The 20,671-nt window shown below is 41.3% G+C and carries 17 protein-coding genes; 8 read left to right on the top strand and 9 right to left on the bottom strand.

Annotated features, from left to right (window positions below; all coding sequences use genetic code 11):
- Positions 1-2: 2 nt before the first annotated feature.
- Positions 3-1,463 (bottom strand): TolC family protein, encoded by a 1,461-nt coding sequence (locus tag V6R21_RS09640; RefSeq protein WP_334243148.1) that lies wholly within the window; start codon positions 1,461-1,463, stop codon positions 3-5.
- A 6-nt stretch (positions 1,464-1,469) separates the two neighbouring features.
- Positions 1,470-2,720, bottom strand: coding sequence for an efflux RND transporter periplasmic adaptor subunit (locus V6R21_RS09635; protein ID WP_334243146.1), 1,251 nt, complete (start codon positions 2,718-2,720; stop codon positions 1,470-1,472).
- Between the two features lie 281 nt (positions 2,721-3,001).
- Here V6R21_RS09635 and V6R21_RS09630 point away from each other — a divergent pair, with 281 nt between their 5' ends.
- The gene (locus tag V6R21_RS09630; protein ID WP_334243144.1) at positions 3,002-3,784 is read left to right on the top strand and encodes a DUF5995 family protein; all 783 of its coding nucleotides are present in this window, start codon (positions 3,002-3,004) and stop codon (positions 3,782-3,784) included.
- Positions 3,785-3,831: 47 nt separating this feature from the next.
- Here the strand turns inward: V6R21_RS09630 and V6R21_RS09625 are convergent, their stop codons facing one another.
- Positions 3,832-4,368 (bottom strand): hypothetical protein, encoded by a 537-nt coding sequence (locus tag V6R21_RS09625; RefSeq protein ID WP_334243142.1) that lies wholly within the window; start codon positions 4,366-4,368, stop codon positions 3,832-3,834.
- 99 nt (positions 4,369-4,467) lie between these two features.
- Between V6R21_RS09625 and V6R21_RS09620 the strand changes: the two genes are divergently transcribed.
- Positions 4,468-4,776 (top strand): hypothetical protein, encoded by a 309-nt coding sequence (locus V6R21_RS09620; RefSeq protein ID WP_334243139.1) that lies wholly within the window; start codon positions 4,468-4,470, stop codon positions 4,774-4,776.
- A 44-nt stretch (positions 4,777-4,820) separates the two neighbouring features.
- A complete protein-coding gene (locus tag V6R21_RS09615) occupies positions 4,821-5,285 on the top strand; it encodes a hypothetical protein (protein ID WP_334243138.1) in 465 nt (154 codons plus the stop codon).
- A gap of 65 nt (positions 5,286-5,350) precedes the next feature.
- On the opposite strand, the gene V6R21_RS09610 is transcribed toward V6R21_RS09615, so the two are convergent.
- Together V6R21_RS09610 and V6R21_RS09605 are read right to left on the bottom strand one after the other, a co-directional pair.
- Positions 5,351-6,235, bottom strand: a complete 885-nt coding sequence (locus V6R21_RS09610; RefSeq protein WP_334243136.1) for an outer membrane beta-barrel protein — start codon at positions 6,233-6,235, stop codon at positions 5,351-5,353.
- 214 nt (positions 6,236-6,449) lie between these two features.
- Entirely contained in the window at positions 6,450-7,106 is a 657-nt protein-coding gene (locus V6R21_RS09605) for a PD-(D/E)XK nuclease-like domain-containing protein (RefSeq protein ID WP_334243134.1), read from the bottom strand.
- A 258-nt stretch (positions 7,107-7,364) separates the two neighbouring features.
- Here V6R21_RS09605 and V6R21_RS09600 point away from each other — a divergent pair, with 258 nt between their 5' ends.
- The gene (locus V6R21_RS09600) at positions 7,365-8,525 is read left to right on the top strand and encodes a mandelate racemase/muconate lactonizing enzyme family protein (protein WP_334243132.1); all 1,161 of its coding nucleotides are present in this window, start codon (positions 7,365-7,367) and stop codon (positions 8,523-8,525) included.
- A gap of 73 nt (positions 8,526-8,598) precedes the next feature.
- Here V6R21_RS09600 and V6R21_RS09595 read toward each other — a convergent pair whose 3' ends face one another.
- Positions 8,599-9,018, bottom strand: a complete 420-nt coding sequence (locus V6R21_RS09595) for a hypothetical protein (RefSeq protein ID WP_334243130.1) — start codon at positions 9,016-9,018, stop codon at positions 8,599-8,601.
- 198 nt (positions 9,019-9,216) lie between these two features.
- On the opposite strand from V6R21_RS09595, the gene gloA2 reads away from it, so the two are divergent.
- Positions 9,217-9,606 carry an SMU1112c/YaeR family gloxylase I-like metalloprotein gene (gene gloA2 / locus V6R21_RS09590; protein WP_334243128.1) on the top strand — a complete coding sequence of 130 codons (390 nt, stop codon included), beginning with the start codon at positions 9,217-9,219 and terminating at the stop codon, positions 9,604-9,606.
- Between the two features lie 575 nt (positions 9,607-10,181).
- Here the strand turns inward: gloA2 and V6R21_RS09585 are convergent.
- The 3 genes from V6R21_RS09585 to V6R21_RS09575 form a co-directional block, all read right to left on the bottom strand.
- Positions 10,182-14,534 (bottom strand): DEAD/DEAH box helicase, encoded by a 4,353-nt coding sequence (locus V6R21_RS09585; RefSeq protein WP_334243126.1) that lies wholly within the window; start codon positions 14,532-14,534, stop codon positions 10,182-10,184.
- Positions 14,535-14,699: 165 nt separating this feature from the next.
- Complete coding sequence (locus V6R21_RS09580) at positions 14,700-14,888, bottom strand: hypothetical protein (RefSeq protein ID WP_334243124.1); 189 nt, start codon at positions 14,886-14,888, stop codon at positions 14,700-14,702.
- 522 nt (positions 14,889-15,410) lie between these two features.
- Positions 15,411-15,836, bottom strand: coding sequence for a hypothetical protein (locus tag V6R21_RS09575; RefSeq protein ID WP_334243122.1), 426 nt, complete (start codon positions 15,834-15,836; stop codon positions 15,411-15,413).
- Positions 15,837-16,321: 485 nt separating this feature from the next.
- Between V6R21_RS09575 and nqrF the strand changes: the two genes are divergently transcribed.
- The 3 genes from nqrF to V6R21_RS09560 all read left to right on the top strand — a co-directional run bounded on the left by nqrF (position 16,322) and on the right by V6R21_RS09560 (position 20,588).
- Positions 16,322-17,629, top strand: coding sequence for an NADH:ubiquinone reductase (Na(+)-transporting) subunit F (gene nqrF / locus V6R21_RS09570; RefSeq protein WP_334243120.1), 1,308 nt, complete (start codon positions 16,322-16,324; stop codon positions 17,627-17,629).
- 185 nt (positions 17,630-17,814) lie between these two features.
- Positions 17,815-19,647 (top strand): ABC transporter ATP-binding protein, encoded by a 1,833-nt coding sequence (locus V6R21_RS09565; RefSeq protein WP_334243119.1) that lies wholly within the window; start codon positions 17,815-17,817, stop codon positions 19,645-19,647.
- Positions 19,648-19,877: 230 nt separating this feature from the next.
- Positions 19,878-20,588 carry a YebC/PmpR family DNA-binding transcriptional regulator gene (locus V6R21_RS09560; protein WP_334243116.1) on the top strand — a complete coding sequence of 237 codons (711 nt, stop codon included), beginning with the start codon at positions 19,878-19,880 and terminating at the stop codon, positions 20,586-20,588.
- Positions 20,589-20,671 lie beyond the last annotated feature (83 nt).

The raw sequence follows: 20,671 nt of genomic DNA, 5'->3' as shown, positions 1-20,671 counted from the left end.
CACTAGATTTTAGACTGCATCGCATATTCAATGTCTGTTCCTTTTTCAAAGTCGAATAGGGTCAGCATACGTAATTGGTAATAGCTTAGCCAGTAGGCTTCCAGTGAAGCAATATACCTGTTTTTGGCGCTGTCCTTTTCTTCTGCACTCCACACCAGTTCCCTGATACTGATGTCACCAAGCTGGAACCGCTTCAGTGAGATATCGTACTTTTTCTGAGCAATACGGTCAGCAGCCTCGCTGTTTTGAGCCTGCATTACCACGGTTGACAAAGTCTGTACAGCATCCTGAATCTCTCTTGTAAAATCCATCTGCGACTGCTTGATCATCTGGGAGGTCACTTCCCGCTCCATTTGTGCAGAGCCGACTGCTGCCTTTCCTCTTCCCCAATCCAAGAGTGGCATTCTGAAGGTGAAGCTCACTTGCTGTGACTGTATCGGTTCCTGATAGGCATCGGACAGTACTTGCGCCTGATTACTAAAACCCACCGCTACACTCAGATCTGCCTGAAAGCGGTTTTCCCCTTTTGCTTTTGCCACCTTGCTTTCCGCTTCCAGCATATTTCTTTGAAATGCCACCAAATCTTGTCGGTTGGTTTGTGCCTTTTCCAAAGCGGTTTGGCTATTCACCGAAGTCAGCAGCAGTTCTTTGCTCAAGACCAATTCAACTTCCTTTTCTGTTTCGATATTCAGGTAGTTCATCAAGGCTCTCATAGCCTTGTCATAAGTAAGGTCTGCGGAAGTCACCTGCTGTTCTGCATTGAGTACGTTCAACTCCACTTGCAGCAAATCGTTTTCACTAGCCCTTCCCAATGATTTCTTCTCCTTCGTGATTTCAAGAATCTTTTGGTTATCCTGAAGGTTGTTGGCTGCGATATTGGCTTGCCACTGAGCCTTCAAGGCATTAAAATATAGCTGAACAGTCTGGTAAGCTACCGATTCCATCTGCTCATTGTATGCCTTTTCGGCTTCCTGCAACTTCAGTGGCTCAATCTGCTTACTCCATTTCAAGGCATTGTATTTCATCAATGGCTGACTGTAGCCTATATAAAATGGTTGGGTATTGTACTGTCTTGTATCCCGTTGCAAGTCATCAAAACGGCTAAGCTGGCTACCGACAAATACACTTCCTCCCGTAAAACCGATCTGCTGCTCAAGGTTCAGTTGGAGGTTCAGGTTGTTCTGCTCAATGGATTGGTACAGCAAACTTCCGTCAGGTTGCGTGATCGGGTTATAGGTTTTATTGTAGGCAGGGATAATCCCTTCTACCGAAAGTTGCGGCAACAGTCCTGCCTGAAAAGACTTGTAGTTCCAGCGTTGGGCTTCCAGCCTTGCCTGTGCTTGCTTGACTTCCACAGACTCTGACTGTGCCCTGCTGATGGCATCTTCCAAAGTCAATTCCTTTTGGGCAATGCCCCATTTCCCGATCATCAACAAGCAGCCTATTAGTAATATCTTTTTCATGGCTGTCTAGTTTTCAATTGAAACATAAGGAGACTGCTCAAAGCGCTCGGTATTGGATACAATCACAGAGTCTCCCTCTTGCAATCCCGTCTTGATTTCCACCCAATCATCATTGCGGTAACCTGTCGTTACTTTTACTCTTTCCGCTTTATCCCCTCTGATCACAAAAAGTTCCTCACTTACTTTACCTTTGAATGCGCCACGGTTTTCAACCTTCAGTACGCTGTCACGGGTTTCCTCCATCAAGGCTATATCTACTACCATGTCTGGACGCAATTTCTCTATTGCACTATTCGGGTCAATATTCAGGAATACAGTGACCATTCCATTTTCTGAGGAAGGTGACATACTGCTTACTTCTCCCAAGTATTCTTCCTGTGAGGTGTTGATACGGGCTTTCATCCCGACTGACACCCGTTGACTGTAGCTTTCCGCCACCAAACCACGTACCCTAAAGGCTTTTAGGTTGGCTATGCGGGCGAGGACTTCCCCTTCCTGTATGGATGCACCCACCTTATCATTGACAAAAGTGATGGCACCATCAATACCTGCCTGCATCTTTGCTTTTTCCAACTTCCGTTCTTGGTCAGCGATATGTTGCTGCTGAATCTCCAAGGCAATCTCCAAAGCCCTGATTTCCTCCTTTACTGCCAATTGTTTTACCTGCCAGTCATTCTGAAGTTTCTGCTGTCTAAGCTTTGCCACTTTCAAGGCAGTTGCAGCCTGCGAAACACTTTCTTCTGTAGTTCCCCCTATTTCCAGCAACTTCTGTTCACTCGCCAGGTTGGAAGACAGCGTTTCCAACTCCAAGGACTTAACTGCCGTTTCCGTTTCCAGCTCATACAGTTCCTTTTTGAGCCTCAGTTTTTCCTTGCGGAGTTCTGTTTTTTTCAGTTCTGCCTCATCCATCATCTGCTGAAGCCTGCTCTGCTCTGCTGTTCTATCCAGGTTCAGAATGGCAGTGGTATCTTGTACCTGATCTCCGACAGTTTTCAAGGAAGCAATCAAAACTGTTGAGAAAGGGGCAGTCAGTGCCTGTTGGTACACAGGTTCAATCCTTCCTCTTCCTGACACTTCCAATGAAATCTCCCCACGCTGCACAACGCCAATCAGGATATCACGACGGGCTACGCTTTTGGTCAGCAGCTGACTTACTCCATATACTGATAGCGCTACGGCTCCTGCCGCCAACAGCCAACGGAAGTAGGTTTTCCGTTTATCTTTTATCTGTTCTTTTTCGGGTATTACTCTATCCATCTTTGTTACAATTTGCTTGTTATAGATGAAAAGAACAGACCAATTAAATCAACCAAATGAATATCAATCAATTACAAACAAAAAATCTTAATTATCTCCCTACACAAAATGATTCGTTTTATAGCAGAGTGCTCCGAATCGGAACAGTTTTAGAATAGTCTATTTAAAAGAAGTGAATAGCTGTGCAGATTGGTGATTTAATGTATATTTAAACATAAACCTAATAAACTGAAGGCGATAGCATTGCTATCCATTTATTACCACGCTCAAATCTATTTTTGATGAACCGTCCTACCCGTATCGATCAAGTTATTCTTGAGTTGGATAAGATCATTCAAGATGCAAAAGAGAATCAAAGTGCCTTAGGGTATTTTCCGGCGCTGTACAAGCAGGTTACCACAACAGTTAAAGACAAGATTGCAGAACATCAGTTTACCAATCCTACTATGATGGAAGAATTGGTGGAAGAATTTGCTTACCGATATATCAAGGCATACAAAAGCTATATGCGGAACGGAAGCTGTACACAGTCTTGGGAACTGTCCTTCAGGATAGCAGAGAACAATTCATCTATTGTATTGCAGCACCTGTTCTTAGGTATGAATGCCCATATCAGTCTGGATTTAGGAATTGCGGCTGCCACAGTAGCCAATGGCAATAAGATCGCCTCTCTCAAAGATGATTTTTATATGATCAATCAGGTATTGGCTTCACTGGTCAACCAGGTACAGGATAACCTGAGCCAGATATGGACTGGTATGCGGCTGATCGATAAATGGTTTGGTAACAAGGACGAAGCTTTGGCGGACTTCAGCATGAACTATGCGCGAGACAAGGCTTGGAATGTTGCTATGGACTATGCCAAGCTAACAGATACCAATGAGCAACATGTATTTATCGCCCATTTGGATGAAAAAGTTTGCCTGTTCGGAGGCAGGTTGGCGTACCCCAATATTCCATTAAAGTGGATTTTGCGGTTTATAAGGTGGCAAGAAAAAGGTACTGTAGCTGAAAAAATCACACATCTTGAACGAATGTCTACTGATATTAATGCCAAGACATAAAAAAACACGAGCTATCTAATGAAGATGGCTCGTGTTGCTTTATATAATTACAATACCATTCTGTCTCGCTCTTGTGCGAGTTTTTCCCATGCCTTGCTCTGCTTCGGTTGGGCAGATGCCAAGGCAATCAATAATGTTTGTTGGTTGTTTTGAGGCAAACAAAGACTGATATCCATGCTGACCTGCATTTTTTTACCATTGCCAAAGACATCAAAAAGATCAACCACTGCCCCAAACGATTCTTTCCCATGTTGCGCTACCTGTACCGTGACTTCATCAAGGTTGATATCAAGCTGCTTTTCTTCCGCAACTGCCCTGCATAAACCTTTGTAGTACTTCTCTAGCAGTTGGCAAAGCACCACTTCATCCATCTTGTTTCTGCCATCCAAAGCCAATACAAACATATAGGTAAAATACATCTCAGAAGTGCGGTCAAACATCCCCGGTGCAAACCTGATTTCCTCATAGCCCTGATAGCCTAGATCAGGGGCAAAAGCCAATGGAAAATCCAACCTCTCGAACTTCCAGTCCGAAGGACTCTTGAGGTAGGCAGGGGTATTTTGTGCTGATGCTGTACTTAGCATCAAAAAGCTACAGACTATAAAAAGGTAACGGATCATATTAGGTTAATACAATGTGTTCATCAAATTATTACATCTCAATTTACTTCAGATGCAATAATAATGCTTTCACAGACAAAATCAGATGATAAAAAACAGGAAATCAGCAGAAAAGAAACCCGACAAACAACTCTGATTGTTATGGAAGAAAATTCACGCTTAATCCGTCAATCCATGAACAACGCCAATAACTTTTACTATCGAGGGTTCAAAATTCACAAAGGTGAATTCCACTATATGGTCATGCAAATTTATGACATGAGTGAACACAGGTATGAAATTGTCAGCTTTGCTCACACCTTGAGGGAAGCTCAAAAACAGGTTGACAACCTGATCAGAACCAAACTTAGAAAGCTCTTCTTTAATAAATAGTCCCTATTTACACTACCGTAATTTTCCACATCCAAATTCTACTTATGAAAACCATTATACTTGCTGTACTAATGGCACTGAGTTGCCATTTTCTTTATGCTCAAACCGATGAAGACCTTACCATGATCAAGATTGCCGTACTTGCTGATGACAAGAATACAGTGGAACAGACCATGCATTTACCCGAAAATGAAAAGGATATTTTTTGGGAACTGTACAAGCAGTTTAAGGATGAGCAAGAACCCCTTCTGGACAAGCAACTGAAAAGGTTTAAAGCCTATAAGGAACACTATGATAACTTCACAGATGAGGATGCCCACAAGATGGCAGTTGATGGGTTTGAACTGGCAAAAGAAAGAATAGCCCTTCGGGAGAAGTACTTCAAACTGATGGAGGAAAAGCTTTCGAGCAAAACGGCTGCACGCTTCTTTCAGGTAGAAAGACAAATCCAAACACTCAATGAAGTCCGCATTATGCAAGAGTTCCCTCTGATTGATGACCGGAAATAAAACAACCCACAACTTTACGGCTGTGGGTTGTTAAGATTATTGCAAATGTATATCAGAATAACTGATTAGAACAGTTTGTAGCTTACGCCAATTTGAACATAAGCGTTTCTTGTCTTCTCATTATCTGGATCCTCTTTGTACAGGTTTTGCATACTTTGAGTATATCTAGCGTCAATTGAGAAACGACCAACTTCATATCCAGCACCAGCTACAAAAGAGTAATCAACCTCATTTGTAGTGTCTTTAATGTCTTTGTTCTTCTCAACAACACCACCTTCTTTGTAAAGGCTAAGTACGTCATCTACATCACTCGCCAAATCAGGGTCAGAAGCTACCAACTGCGCTACCATTGCATTTAATGTTTCATCATTAGCTACTGCAGCAATGATTTCCTCACCTTGGTAAATTTCCAATGTGTGCTTGTAGTCATTTTTACCACTTAGCAATACACCCGCTTGCGCACCAGCTAATACTCTCAATCCGAAAGGAAGCTTATATTGAGCAAGTACAGGGATGTTAAAATAATTTCTGATCTGAGTACCTTCAGTCTTCACATTTACTGATGGCAGTGCACCTGTTTGGATAGCCACCAACAAAGGATATGCAGGGTTTGAAGGATCCGCAGGACCGAAAGCTGAAGGGTCCAAATCACCGCTAGCAATCATACCAGCTACCTCTACATTCAAATCTGTAGCAGAGCTTTCTCCATTGATTTTCAGACCTTGTTGTGAGTACTGTACACCACCCAAAATTGAGAAGTTATCAGTAAGGCCTAACTCTAATTCAGCACCAACATGACCACCAATTCTAGGTCCTACTTCTGTTGCTGGAGAATCAGATTGATAAAATGCAACGTTTGTACCGCCTCTAACTTTTAAGTGAATTGATTGCGCAGACGCAAACCCATAAGCCGCACACACTGCAGCCACAGTTAAGAAAAACTTTTTCATTCCGATTAAGTCAGTTTAGTAATGTAATGGTTTCTGTATTAGTAAAATCTATTCAGCAATGAGTATGAATAGTTTTTCTAAGAATTCTCATAATAAAATTTGTCAAGTATAAGAATAATTAGAGTATTTATCACACTATTGCATGAAAAATCATTCACATTTATTAACGCTATTATAGTAGTAACAACGAGAAGGAGTAATATTTGATTAGCACCTAACGGAGGTTGTACACTTCTTTTCTTAAGGCAGGTGAGTCACTTACAGCTTTCAGTAAGGCTCTATATTTGGCAACACCAACTTGAATAAATTCACTTTCAGCATCAAACTCTGAAAAGTAAACACTGCCTCGGCTTTTCTTACTGATACCGATCAGCAGCAACCGTTCAGCTCCTACCGCCGAATTGTAAAAAGCCAACTGTCGGTCATAGTCAAACCTAAAGGCATCCATCAGGAAGCGTTCCTTGTTTTGAGCTGCCGTAGTTTTGACATCGCCCAACAATAGATCAGGTTGAAGCAAGTCAGCTTTTGCCTTACATTCTGTACCAGTTTCTTCATCCGTCCAGAAAAGGCATACTTCTTTTAAGATTTCCTCATCCTCGATAATGGGTCCGAACAAGGAATTACGTTTTACAGCAGCAGCCAGCTTATCTACCCGTTTCACTTCATCATCTTTCATCTTCAGGCGCTCTTGTTGCCATACTTGAGGTTCCAGTAGTGCCATGTGGACAGCACTCCCTATCCTAAGAGCCAATGCAGGTTTCTTGCGTACCCTTCCTGAAAGAATATCTCTAGCAATTGAAAGGTCTGAATTACAAATTGCGGGATGATTGCGGTATTCTGTATCTGATAGTATCCGTATTTCTGCCTTCATTGCGGTTTCCTTTTCTCTACTTAGCGGACACAAGTCCAAAATGGCGTTATGCTGCTGTTTCTATAAACAAATATTAGAAAATGCCCCGCAAGGTAATAAATTTTATAGGCAATTCTGCAATACTACTCCTACAACATTATTCACCCATCAACATATAATCATATAATTTGTGATTATTTTAATGAAACTTTCAAGATTCTTTTCCATATTGGACACACATTTTATTCCGAAGCAACCACAATACACAGAATAAAAAAAATGAACACAACACATACAATAGAAGAAAGAAAGACGGAAAAGCTGGACGCAAACACTATCAAAATCACACAAATTGAAATATTCAAACTGATCGTTCCTCTCAAGAAACCTTTTGTTATCTCATTAGGTACTATCACCAATGCTGAAAACATTGTTGTAAAGATTCACACTAACCAAGGTATTGTTGGTACAGGAGAAGGATGTCCTTTTGTTTTCATTGTAGGAGAAACGCAAGCGACTGATTTTGAGATGGCTCAGGTATTTGCCAAAAACTTCAAAGGCAAAAACCCGCTGGAAATTCAGGAACGCATCGCTGATATGGACAGGATCACGACCTTCAACAGCACTGTAAAGAGTGCATTTGAGGTGGCTTTACAAGATATTGCAGGCAAGTTTGCCAACCTGCCGCTTTACGCACTTTGGGGCGGAAAAAAAGACAAGGAACTTTATACAGACATGACGGTGGGTATTAGCACACCTGAAGATATGGCCAAATGTGCCAAGGAATTTGTGGACCAAGGTTACCCTGTTATCAAGGTCAAGTTAGGAACCACTAAAAAGGAAGATGTTGCCCGTATCAAGGCTATACGTGAAGCAATTGGTATGGAGATTCCTCTTTGCATTGATGCCAACCAAGGGTGGGATACCGTTACAGCAATCTCCACACTAAAGATGCTAGAACAATACCAAATCACACACTGCGAAGAACCTGTTCCACATTGGAACAATTTGGCACTGAAGAAAGTCACTGAACACAGCCCTATTCCAATTATGGCTGATGAATCACTTTTTGACCATCGTGATGCTTTCAAACTGGCAACGCTTCAGGCTTGTGACTACTTCAATATCAAACTGTCTAAGGCAGGAGGCTGTGCCAATGCCCTCAAAATCGCAGATATTGCAGAAGTGGCAGGTATTCAATGTCAGGTAGGTGGCATGTCAGAAACCCGTTTTGGAGTTACTATATTGGCACACCTATCTCTTGCAAGAAAAAGTATTGTACATCACGATATGGATACAGCGCTTCTATTGGCTGAAGACCCTGTAATAGGAGGTATTACCTATGCAGAAAACGGAAGGGTAATTGTTCCGGATGGTCCAGGTGTAGGTGCAGACTTTGACCCTGAATACCTGAACAAAATGGAGAAGATTGTTATTTAAGATTGGAAATTTTAGACTTGAGATACGAGACTTTCTACTAATATCTCAAGTCTAAATCCTTTTGTCTACACTGCTATTTTACCAAAGCAGGTATATTAATATCTACTGTACCAACGATACAGCAAACTGCTATTACAAACCAAAATATCCATTGGAATAGCTTCCTTGAAGCCTTCTTAACCGAAGTTTGTCTGATTACATACCACTGAGCCAAGGCAAACATCGCATAACTGACGCCAATAAACTGGACTACGCCCTCATTGACCACATCCAAGTAGACAATCTTTTTACCTGTAGCAAACAACAACAGGATAACGGCAGTCAGCAGTTGATAGACAGTCATATAATGAAACAGGCTGTGCATTACCCTTTTGGGTATCTCCCTTGTTCCTGAATAAATAATAGGTCCCAGAAAACTTCTGACTCCAATGACCAAATGACCTAGAAATGCTAAGCTCGCCACAATTCCAGCAATCAGCACGTATGTATTCATGTATTTTCTTTTGATTTATGCTTTTTCTATAGTTCAAGCAACAAGCAGCCCAACCTGTAAGAAGTTAAGAAAAAATGAAGATTTTTAACGGGGAAACACACATTCAATAAAATAAAATCAAGCCTATCTCACATATTTGCATCTTAACAGGATTCCATATTGGATGCTGAATTTTCACACCAATTATCAATAGCAAACATGTTAAGACCAAAGAAAATACACCATATCGCTGTAATTGTATCGGACTACTCGAAATCGAAAGAATTCTATACTGAAATATTAGGGCTTAAGATACTGCAAGAAGTTTACAGAAAAGAGCGAGGTTCTTACAAGCTTGACCTTGCCGTAAACGATATGTACCAAATAGAGCTGTTTTCTTTCCCTAACCCTCCTGCCCGAACATCACGCCCTGAAGCTTGTGGATTAAGGCATATTGCTTTTGAAGTAGAAAATATAGAAGCATCTGCTGAGGCGCTGACAATAAAAGGTGTGGAAGTCGAACCGATCAGAATTGATCCTTTTACAGAGAAGAAGTTTACGTTTTTTGCTGATCCGGATGGGTTGCCGATCGAGTTGTATGAGGGGTAAAATTGGAGACTTTTAAGACACCACTAGCGCAAGGTACTGTGATTCAACACAAGAATTGTTCTTGCATTGAATCACAGTACATTCCACCAATAGAGGATTGCCTATTTATTATACTTTCGACATTCCATTTTTATATTCGTCTTCATTGAAGTGAAATAATACTTAGAGTATTTTCTATTTATGAATCCATTCAAGTGACTCACTTCATAATCTCCAATATATTCTACTTTAAAAGGCCCATTAAAAAATGAATGTTCAGAATACATCGTAACGTAATCCACGCTATCCCTTCTTTCCAAACTCCACTTCCCATTATTTCTACAATTTCCAAATGGAAGATTACATATTGAGTTTCTTTTAAGTTCAAAATAATAACCGTAGGATGGAATATCCCTAAACTCTCCATTCAACGTTGTATCACCAATTTCATAAGATCCTATATATTTATATTCATGGCGGTTACAAGAAACAGATAGTAAAGCGATCAATAATAAGCAGGTTTATTTTATACTGAACGTTTTAATGAAAGCTTCTTTACGGTTAAATTTCATCATCATATTTTTCCAATCTAAAGTCTAATTACTCAATACCTCAAAATACACTTCCTCACTCTTATCATAATCACAGAAAGCATCATGACTGCAAGTCACTCTTCCGCTTCCTACAGACAATTCTTTTTGTATACCTTTCAGTCGCTCACAGAAATGCTTGAAATTATAGTTTCTACTATCCGAAATGGAAGATTGTGAAATCAGAATGTAACGGTTCTGCGGGAATTGTGTCACCATTCGGTTGATTTCCTTTACCAGCAATAGCGCTTCCGACAATTCCAAACTGGAGAAGATATAAGCAAAGTTCAGAATTACGGTATGTGGCTGACTAAAGCAATCCTGAATATATCCCCAGTTAGCATCCTTCAGTGCTTTCTGGAAATTGTAGTAGGAAACGGATTCAAGCAATCCTCCCTTGGCAAAAGCCTTTCCTTTTTTGAGCATGGCTTCAGACTTGTCAATCCCAATATAATTAAAGACAAAGTGCTTCCGTGTATCTCTAAAAACCTGATTGAATGCCAGACCTGAAGTCATTGGCCCACAGCCAAAGTCAAAGAAGAAAATCTTATTTCCATTCGCTTCAAAATGCTCCAAAAACTGTGTCTTATGTTTTGAAAACAGCCATTTGGCAGTATAAAACCTACGCAGCATCATCATATAACCGTAAGCATCCACACGCTCAGCTGGACTGAAATGCAAATGCGTCCAATCATGCTCCAATGGCTTGTCAAAGTCGGCTCTACCATAGTTTAGTACAATATTTCGCAGGTAATGGTCATCAGCACCCATCACCATTTCAGGGAGTTTTGTCCTCGGATGATTGTTGACAGGGTCTTTAATTAATTCTTTGAATACTTCCTCAAAGTCTTTGTCTTCTTCCATTAGCTGACGTTTGCTTTCCATCCTGACTTCTGGCAACTCAAACTGATGCTTTAGTACTTCGTCAATTCCTTCTGCCAGATAGCCATTCCTTGATTTCACCCACTCTATCAGACGGTAGAAAATAACTTCCCTTGATAGCAACTCCTCGTTGCCGACAAAAACCATCTGTTGTCGAGCACGGGTAATGGCTACATTCAGTTTGCGGTCCACTTCCCCATCATCGGTCAATGACATCAGGTTCTGCACCTGAAAAGGTGTATTGGCACAGAAGGACATAATTATGACTTCCCGTTGACTCCCTTGATAGCGTTCTACTGTATCTATCGTTAATTGCTCTGCCTCCTCTACACCTGCTTTTTCCAACTCATGCCTGATCTGGGCGATCTGGTTACGGTAAGGCGTAATTACTCCCACGGTTTTGATCGGGTCAAACTTCATCCCATTGCGTAGATATAAGCCTTTTACAGCCTTAACCATCTCCACAACCAGCTTTGCCTCATCCTCATTGATCTTGTCCGATTTGTTGTCGGTTTTCTTTTTGGATGGCACATAAACCAACCTGTGCTTGCTCAACAATTGCTCAAACTTATTCTGCTCATCTACTTGCTCAAACTTCAACTCTGCATGTTGCCAAGGCAATGGCACAGTCGTCAGCTTGTTATCATAAAATGACTGGTTGGAGAAAACGGACAACTCCTGATGCATTCTACCCTGATGGGTCAGCATATCGTAAGCCCAATCCCAACCAAACTGCTTGCATCGGTTGAACATACGTTCAAAGTAGGAGTTTCGGCGGTTGTAAAGCCCGATATCCTGTAATAGCTCACTATGCACTTCCGAAAGTTCTGGCTCCTGCTGTACAATGGCTGGCAATTGCTTTTGGTCACCGATCAGGATAAAGCGGTTTACTCTAGGCAACAGTCCTACAATCTGAGGTTCCAGAATCTGGGAAGCCTCATCCACAATGGCAATATCAAAATCCTTGAGCTTAAACAATTCCAGCTTTCCTGTAATGGAAGCCAGCGTCCCAATAAAGATGCGATGCTTACCGATGGTATCTTTCAGTTCCTGCCTGTTGGAAGCTTCAGCCGCTACCTTGTCCAGCAAGCAATCGCGCCAGTGCGGTGCGGTGGAAAATTCCTGCCCAATTCGAATAAACTTACGTTTTCCATCTGCCGTTTCCTTGATGGCTTCGTCCACTGATTCACAGATTTCGTCCACTGCCCTATTGGTATATGCCAACAACAAAATATTGGTATCAGGATTGGCGTGCAGGTTGGCAGTCATATTCTTCAGCATTCGGGAAGTCTTTCCAGTACCTGGAGGTCCCACCACTAGGAAGTAGTCCTTGGTTGCCAAAGCCTTTCCAATAATGCGTCTCTCCTCCTCATTCAGCACATCTTCAGTTTGGAAGTCTGTCACGATAGGTTCTCTCCTTGGTTTCTCAATACCTAGGAGTATATCCTTTTTGGTTTTTGAGGTATGGTTCAGGAAGCTGAAAAGTCCTCGATACATTCCTGTAAAACCATTATCCAACACATCATGCTCAATTGCCCAACGCTGGTGCTGCTCAAAGAAGGCAATATTACGTTGCCTGAAACGGAACCTGACCGTAATCTGGTCTTTGGTGATCTGCGCAATGGAACATTTGAAGATCTGGTTCTTCAATACACTATCCCCATCCTTTTCCCTTGGGTATAGCACTCCGATATCTCCCTCACGAAAGTTGACAAAGCTATTTTCCTCATTGGTTCTTTTGAAGATGATGTAAGGTGACTCTTCGTCTGCATGGTTTTCCTCTATTTCTAAATCATAGAAGATATTGAAAGAGTCCGCCTTTGAAACAAAATCATCCAACCAAAGGGAAGCCAAGCCCTGACTGAATTCCGTGTCTCCAATCTTGGAAAGCTGCTGTTCCTTTGCTATAAAGCTGACAAAAGAGAATAGGTATTCCCTTTCCAATGGTGTCATATTTCGCAATCCCTGCTCAAAGTCTCTTACTTTAGTTGAAACAAAGCTTGGCGCATTCGGGAAGTTTCGTTCAGAAATCAGCCTTAGTGTATTGGCAGCATCCTCACCGTGCGGTGAACGGGCCAGTTGAAGTTCCCTAGCCACAATCAGGTTACGGGCATTCAGGATTTCCTTTTCCAAGGACTGTACTGCGGGAGCAAATCGTAAATTTTGCTGGGTCGTTGCTGAGTAGAAAATAGAAGGGTTCACCTGATTGGCTTCCACATCAAACACGGATTGCAACAGCATCCGATAGATCAATGCCTGCACTTGATGATTCTTCCACATACCATCTCGGCTCAAACCCAACTGCGGCACAGACTTACTACTCTTTAATTCAAAGATATCGAAATGGGGCTCCTCAGTTTCCTCCTTAAGATGCAACAAGTCCAATCGTCCCTGAAAACCATATTTTTCTGAGTAAAAAGCAGGTTCTATATAATAGTTGTTCTCATTAACACCTTCCGCTTTCAAATCTTCCCTCACTACCCTGCGGATATTACTGAACTGTTCTTCTGCCTTCTTGTAAAAACCCATAAAGGCATCACGGTCATTCAGTTCGCCGATGGTAGAATACTGAAGCGGATATAGCTTAAAAGTCTTTTTAAAGGTATCTGCAAATGTTACTGGCTCAAGGATATCTTCATTCAACAGCTCATCCAGAAAGAAGTTGGCAACGTTACCCAATTGCATGGCTGCACTGGTTTCCGTCTCGTCAAACTTCTTGTTCAGGTACAGCAAAGGATTGATTCCATCACGCTGAAAACACTCTGCCACCGCTGATACGTCAATCAGGTAATCCGGCTCCAATACCAAATGCTTGGGTACATATACCCCATCCGGATCAATATACACCTCCAACAGGTTCAGTTGTGCGCCTTCCCATAAGTGCTCAATGGTACTGTTATAACCCATGTTCCAGTCATAGACATTGAAACGCACCTTGATCATATCCTCATCGTGGTTGCTTTCATCAGCACAAAGTAGTATTCCCTCTTCCTTATTAATGTCCAATACTTCGACTCTCAGGCAACCAATACGCTCCTCTATTTGCCTTGGTTCAGCATGGTACGGCACTTTATCCGGTTGGATTTCAGCCAAGCGTTCAGGAATATCCAAAGGCTGTTTTTCCTCATCCACTTCTTCTGCATAAAGCACACTGATACCTGAAGCTACCGTCTGCACGGCAAAAAACCACTCATTTTCAGTAGGGTTATAGCGATGTTTCCGTACTTTTTCTGCTGTAATCCGCACGGCATGCAAGCTCCATAGTAACCTACGTGAAAGCTTCTTCTTGTTACCCAAAAAAGCCAACCTAGCAAACAGGTTGGAAGTATGCATCCGCTCATCCTTGGTTAGATCCTTACAGATCTGCTCAAGCAAGGTCTTCAGCTTAGTATATTTCTGTCTGCCGTCCAGCAGGTCTTCTATATGTAGTTCGTACAGTTCGTCAAAAAACTCAACTGCTCTTGGATTTTCTGCCATCTCAACTTCTCTATGGTATATGGCTTCTCTTGGAAGCTTTTATCTCGAATTTTTTCAAATTTAGGATAAATGATACGGTTGACAAGAATGGCCAATGTGTATCACAACAAAAAAAGCCCCCTATAAAGGAGGCTCCTATGTTTTTTACAATAATGTTCTGTCTGATCAGTCTTCACGGACAACGTCCAAGTCTTCCCTGTTTTTCAGTTTTTTGTCAATAACATGTTTGTCAAGGAATCGGTTAAGCTGGTCAATGGTATAGTTACTTTCAATCTCTCCCGATGCATTAATCCTAATGTCAAAGCCTTGAAGTTCTTCATTAACCTTAGGCTTTTTTTCTTTGCGTCTTTTCATAGTTTTCATAGTGGTTGACCGGTTGATTTTACTCTTCATTCAGCTGTCCCACATCATGTCCGGACCTTAAATGCTGACACTGTCTTGGCTTTTCCAAAACAGGAACTGTGTAATAGTCTAATCACTTCATCAGTTACAAGCTGGTTTTGATGAGGGGAAAAAGTTAAGAAGTCCCAACAGACCTCTTTAGAATGGAACTATTCTGATTAGTTCCATCTAATATAAGCAATTTGACTGAAAAATACTTGTATTTTCTTTATACATCACACCTGATTATCAAAACCTTAACACATATCGTATTCAATGTGTTAAGAAACCAAAACAGGTTTACATCATCCCAATTTGTGAAAGCAATATTTCCTTACTTGACCATTGAAAAATAAAATTCCCGTAATGTGTAAGCTGATTAAAAAATCACTGTCGTTATCAACACAGACTAGGAAGTATTAACATTAAAAAAGCTCGTATCTTTACAAGAGATACAAGCTTTGATTTTCTGATGATTATTTCACTCCCAAAACACTACATTCCGATTTCCTTCGCCATCTCTTTCAACCAGTTTTTAGCTTCCTCCTCATCCTGAAAATGCTTGAATTCTATACCATGTTTGGTGTCTTTAAAGTGCTTCTGGGCTGAAAAATTGGTAAAAACATTTGGAGAGTGGATATGAGCGATAAATTTCACTCCTGCTGCAGCCAAAGAAGGCATCCAATGATTTTCCAGCCAATCATCAATCTTAGGCCAAGGGCCTGTCTGATTACGGTTATCATTTAATACACAACTGCTGTTGTACTTCTTTGACAGCTCCACCACCTTATTACAAGCTTCTTTGGATGGCTCAATTTCAGCAATAAAACCTATCCATTCACAATTCAACATGTTATCAGTAGGAAGGTACTCCCCTCTGAAAAACACTTGGTTACTTGAGTTACAAACTTCTTCAGTCATTTTTCAGTCAATAAACATATGGGTTAAACAAACAGTCTTTAAATAATGCAAATAATTGTAATACAACATTTTAAAGCAGCATTACTACTTTTACTACCCGAAGGATTGATCAGTTTCATAAAAGGAATTTAAGCAAGCCAGACTAACTTCATATAATTATGTAAGGTTTTGAAGTTGTCCACCTTAACATATATTCACTTTAATATGGTTATAGAGACTTTTTAGGGGTGAAAACGAGCCTAAATAAGCGCAAAAAAATATTCTACAGCCTACATACAGGTATTTTAAGACCATAATTGACAAAAAAGTAACTTTTTCTTCTACAGCATGTTACCTCACAAAGAGAAAGAATATAAAAGGCACATTAGACTTCTACTTAAAATCGCAATATCCAAACTATCGAAAATACTTTTATTAGGGCTGTAAGTGTCTTATATTTGCACCGAAATTTTTGAATCGTTTAAACAAACATCAATTTAATTCAAATGGAGTTATCAGTCGTAGTACCTGCAGCGATCGTTGCGTTTACTCTGGTTATTCTGCTATTGGTTTTCGTCCTGCTTTTTGCCCAAAAGAAATTGGTGCAAAGCGGACCTGTAAAACTGATCATGAATGGCGATGAGTCAAACCCGGTTGAAGTGTCTGCGGGATCGACTCTGCTGACAACCCTGTCTGCACAGAAAATTTTCCTTCCTTCCGCTTGTGGTGGTGGCGGTACATGCGCCATGTGTAAGTGTAAGGTAATCGAAGGAGGAGGAGATGTGCTTCCGACAGAAGTTGGTCACCTGAGCAGAGCAGAACAGCAAGAACACGTGAGATTGGCATGTCAGGTTAAAGTTAAGAATGACATGCGTATCGAAATCCCAGAAGAGATCTTCGGTATTAAGAAGTGGGAATGTGAAGTGGTGTCCAACTACAACGTGGCATCTTTCATCAAAGAATTTGTTGTGAAGCTTCCTGAAGGCGAAATCCTCGACTTCCAGGCTGGTGGCTACATCCAAATTGACGTTCCTTCTATTGAAGTAAGCTTCAAGGATATCGATATTACTGCTCACCCTAGAATGGGCAAAAAACCTGATGAGTTCCAAGCTGAGTGGGACAAGTTTGGTCTGTGGGGTCTGAAGATGAAGAACGATGATCCGATCTTCCGTGCATACTCTATGGCCAACCACCCTGCTGAAGGAAACATCGTGATGTTGAACATCCGTATCGCTACTCCTCCTTGGGACAGAGCGAAGAACGCATGGATGGATGTAAATCCAGGTATCTGTTCTTCTTATGTATTCTCAAGAAAGCCAGGCGACAAAGTAGTAATCTCTGGTCCTTACGGTGAGTTCTTCATCAAGGACACTGACAAGGAGATGATCTACGTAGGTGGTGGTGCTGGTATGGCGCCAATGCGTTCACACCTTTTCCACCTGTTCCACACGTTGAAATCAGGTAGAAAAGTATCATTCTGGTACGGTGGCCGTTCGAAGAGAGAGTTGTTCTACATCGATGATTTCAGAAACATCGAGAAAGAATTCCCTAACTTCAAGTTCCACCTAGTACTTTCTGATCCAATGCCAGAAGATAACTGGAAGGAGAAGAAGTCACTGGATGATGATGGCGATGGTTTCCTAGGTTTCGTTCACCAAGCGCTGATCGACAACTACTTGGGCAAGCACCCTGAGCCAGAGGAAGTAGAGTTCTACTTCTGTGGACCTCCAATGATGAACGCGGCAGTAGTTAAGATGTGTGAGGACTTCGGTGTTCCTCCAGAAAACGTACTGTTCGACGACTTCGGTGGTTGATAAGATAGACTTTAGATACTAGTATCTATACTATAGATTAGCCCTACACCTGATGGTGTAGGGCTTTTTTGTTTTACATCCTTTTCCTTTTGTCCTTTCAAACAATTCTTATTTTGTATGATTATTATATTGAAATCATACTAAAGCTTTCCTTGTGGTTACAGGAAAGGATATCCTGATATTTTATGCGTAAAAATTTACAGTCCTTGAAGGACAAACAGAAGCCTGACCTGAACACCTCATTTCAGGCGTTAAAATACATCCCAAGGTTTTTCAAGGAAGTCTGGAACACCAACAAAGGGTTATTCATACTGAGTCTCTTTTGCAGACTGATCGGTGCCCTTACGCCTGTTATGCTGCTTTGGGTGGGCAAACTGATTATTGATGAGATCATCCGGTTGACAAATTATCCAGATCAGGATTTCAGTACACTTTGGTGGTATATCGGAATTGAATTGGGATTAGCGTTACTCTCTGATCTAATCGGTAGGGCTATCTCCCTGACAGATGGACTACTTGGAGACCTATATTCCAACAAATCTTCGATCAGGATCATTAGAAAAACCAATGAAATCAATATCGACCTGCTCGAAGACGCTGAGTTCTACAATAAGTTGGAGAGAGCCCGTACTCAAACTTTCAATAGGGTTAACCTGATGTCCAACGTTCTGGGACAAGCGCAGAGCATCATCTCCACCTCTTCTCTGATTGCAGGGCTGATCTACTTCGAGCCTTGGCTAATTCTACTATTAGTCTTAAGTATTATACCTTCTTTTATCAATGAGATCAAGTACAGCCAGCAACAATACTCACTGGCTCGAAGCTGGACTTCTGAGCGACGTGAACTAGACTACCTACGCTACATTGGTGCCAATGATAAAACCGCCAAGGAGATCAAACTATTTGGACTCACCGACTTTGTTGCTGACAGGTTCAAGAACCTTTCGCACCACTACTTCCTGCTCAATCGTACAATTGCTGTAAAACGAAGCCTGTTCGGCTTTCTTTTCAACATCTTAGGCACAGCCTGTTATTACGGCGCCTATATACTCATTATTTACAGGGTACTTACAGGTCTTATTACCATCGGTGAGCTTACATTCCTCTCAGGCTCATTCAACAGGCTGAGGCGTAACCTTCAGGACTTCTTCTCTACATTTACAAGAATTTCAGAAAGTGCCCTTTACCTCAAGGATTACTTTGACTTTATCGACCTTGAGGTTCCACAACCTACTACGGAGTATCTTCCACTGCCTAAAAACATCAAAGAAGGTTTTCAGATTATTGACCTACATTTTGCTTACCCTGACACTGAGAAAAAAGTGTTGAAAGGTGTCTCATTTGAGTTGAAAGCAGGAGAAAAAATGGCATTTGTCGGGCAAAATGGCGCCGGAAAAACGACCCTTATCAAACTGCTTCTCCGGTTTTATGAACCTACTTCGGGACAAATCCTGCTCGATGGAGTGGATATTCGAAAATTTGAGTTGGTTGAATACCAGAAAATGTTTGGGGTGATTTTCCAAGACTTCTTCCGCTATGAGTTTACCTTAAAAGAAAACATTGCCGTAGGGAACATCAATGAAGTTGATAACCTTGATAAAATCAAGCAATCAGCCCAATTGAGCCTTGCGGATGAAGTAGCAGATAAAATGAAACTGGGTTATGACCAACAGCTAGGTAAACGATTTGTCAAAGGACAGGAACTCTCAGGAGGTCAATGGCAAAAAGTAGCCCTTGCAAGGGCTTATATGAAAGATGCGGAGCTGATTATCTTGGACGAGCCTACATCTGCACTAGACGCCAAAGCTGAGTATGAAGTGTTTGAACGCTTTATTGGACTGACAAAAGGCAAAACAAGCATCATTATCTCTCACAGGTTCAGTACTGTTCGTATGGCAGACCGCATCCTTGTCCTGAAAGATGGAAAGATACATGAGCTTGGAACCCATGAGGAACTTATGATTCAACCCAAACTCTATGCAGAACTATTCAATTTACAAGCGGCAGGATACCAATAAATCAGAAGGGTATTGCATCATTTCTATACTTTCATCAATTTTGCGGCATCAGTACGATCTGAGAGAAAAGGAGTAATTCTAGGTGATCTTATAATGATCTGAGCAATAATTTTTTCACAGAACTTGATATTTTTGTGAATATATTATTCATCTAGAGTAAAGTCCTACAACTGCCAATAGTGCAGACCAAGACTGAGAAATTAAGCCTTTAGCAAAACTATATAAATATTATGGGAAGAGCATTTGAATACCGCAGAGCGGCAAAAGAGAAACGTTGGGACAAGATGTCCAAGATATTTCCAAAACTGGCTAAGAACATCACACTGGCAGCCAAAGAAGGTGGTTCAGACCCTGACATGAATGCCAAGCTGAGAACGGCTATCCAAAACGCCAAAGCTCAGAACATGCCAAAGGACAATATCGACAATGCCATCAAAAGAGCGGAAGGCAAGGACGCAGATGCTTACGTTGAGATTAACTACGAAGGCAAAGGCCCTCACGGTGTTTTGGTATTTGTAGAATGTGCTACAGACAATATGAACCGTACAGTTGCCAATGTAAAGTCTTACTTCAACAAAGCAGGTGGCGGACTGGTACCAAACGGATCATTGGAATTCATGTTCAACAGAAGAGCTGTTGTCGAATTTGAACTGACTGAAGAGATTGATCTGGACGAGCTGGAACTGGAACTGATCGACGCAGGAGTTGAGGAAATTGATACTGAAGATGAAACTGCAATTGCATATGGCGACTACACGAACTTTGGTGTAATCACACAAGCTTTTGAGGACAAAGGTATTGAAATGAAAAAAGCAACCTTGCAGCGTATCCCTACTTCTCCAGTGGAGTTCACAGAAGAGCAGTTGGTTGATATTGAAAAAATGCTTGACAAAATTGAGGATGATGACGATGTACAAGCTGTGTACACCAACATTCTTTAATGACTAGATTATTTCTTTGGCTTCTAGCTTCTGAATAAAAAAACTCCGGTACCACAACGGCGCCGGAGTTTTTCAATTTATAG

It is taken from the genome of Limibacter armeniacum (genome assembly GCF_036880985.1).
In the GTDB taxonomy this organism is placed as follows: domain Bacteria; phylum Bacteroidota; class Bacteroidia; order Cytophagales; family Flammeovirgaceae; genus Limibacter; species Limibacter armeniacum.
Note: the sequence above shows the minus strand (reverse complement) of the source record. Positions and strands in the feature narration are given on the sequence as shown.